Below are 1,177 nucleotides of genomic sequence, written 5' to 3' on the forward strand. Positions count from 1 at the left end.
TAGTGTGGTGTTTCACAAATACCACTGAAAATCTGAGCTAGGCTCTGTAGAAGCCAACTCTCCAAGGGCATCGACATGGGCCGACCAGCAACCGTCATTACCCTTTCCGAAACTGAAAAGTCGGAACTGCTACGCCGGATCAAACTTCGCAAAGGCGCTCAGGATGCCCGCCTGCGCGCAGAGATAATTCTCGGCTGTGCCGCAGGCGAATCAGGCAATGACATCGCTCAGCGCTTAGGCACGAGCAAGGATGTGGTTTCGCGGTGGCGTCAGCGCTTCTCTAAGTTGGGGCTGCTGGGGCTGAACGATGAACCGCGCTCTGGCCGGCCTCGCACTATTTCCGATGAGCAAGTTCAGCAAGTGGTAAACCAAGTACTGCAAGGTAAGCCCGACGACTCCAGTCATTGGAGCACGCGACGGATGAGTCGTGAGACGGGCCTGTCTCCTGCAAGCGTGATGCGCATCTGGCACGCGTTCGGGATCAAGCCGCACTTGGAAAAGACCTTCAAGCTTTCCACTGATCCGTTGTTTGTCGACAAGGTTCACGACATCGTTGGGCTCTACTTGAACCCACCCGAACGAGCCTTGGTGCTTTGCGTTGATGAGAAGAGCCAGATCCAAGCGCTGAACCGCACGCAACCGGGCCTACCGCTTTCCCCAGGTAACCCAGCAACCCGCACACATGACTACAAACGACACGGAACGACCTCGCTGTTCGCAGCCCTGGATGTGGCAACCGGTGAGGTGATTGGCCGACTCAAACGACAACATCGCAGTACCGAGTTTCTCGCCTTCCTAAGGGAGATCGATGTGTCAGTGCCTGCCGATATGCCGATCCATCTGATCATGGACAATTACGCGACTCACAAGACCGACAAAGTCAGGGCGTGGCTTGCGGCGCGACCGCGCTACAACATCCACTTCACGCCGACCTCGGCATCTTGGCTGAATCTGGTTGAGCGGTTTTTCTCAACGCTGAGCGAGAAGTGGATCAAGCGGCAGGCACATGTCAGCGTTAAAGATCTGGAGGCGTCGATCGAGTACTACCTGGAAACCTACAACCAGAACCCGAAGCCATTTCGTTGGCACAAGAAGGCCGAGGACATCCTTGCCTCAGTCGCTCGCGCGGCGCGAGCGCTGGGCAAATGATTTTCAGTGGTATTTCTGAAACACCACA

General features: G+C 55.9%; 1 protein-coding gene. It reads left to right on the forward strand.

Going from position 1 to position 1,177, the window contains the following annotated elements:
- Positions 1–75 precede the first annotated feature (75 nt).
- The gene (locus HU770_RS26740; RefSeq protein ID WP_033698628.1) at positions 76–1,149 is read left to right on the forward strand and encodes an IS630 family transposase; all 1,074 of its coding nucleotides are present in this window, start codon (positions 76–78) and stop codon (positions 1,147–1,149) included.
- The last annotated feature ends 28 nt before the right edge of the window (positions 1,150–1,177 follow it).

It is taken from the genome of Pseudomonas sp. SWRI68 (genome assembly GCF_014269165.1).
Classification (GTDB): domain Bacteria; phylum Pseudomonadota; class Gammaproteobacteria; order Pseudomonadales; family Pseudomonadaceae; genus Aquipseudomonas; species Aquipseudomonas capeferrum.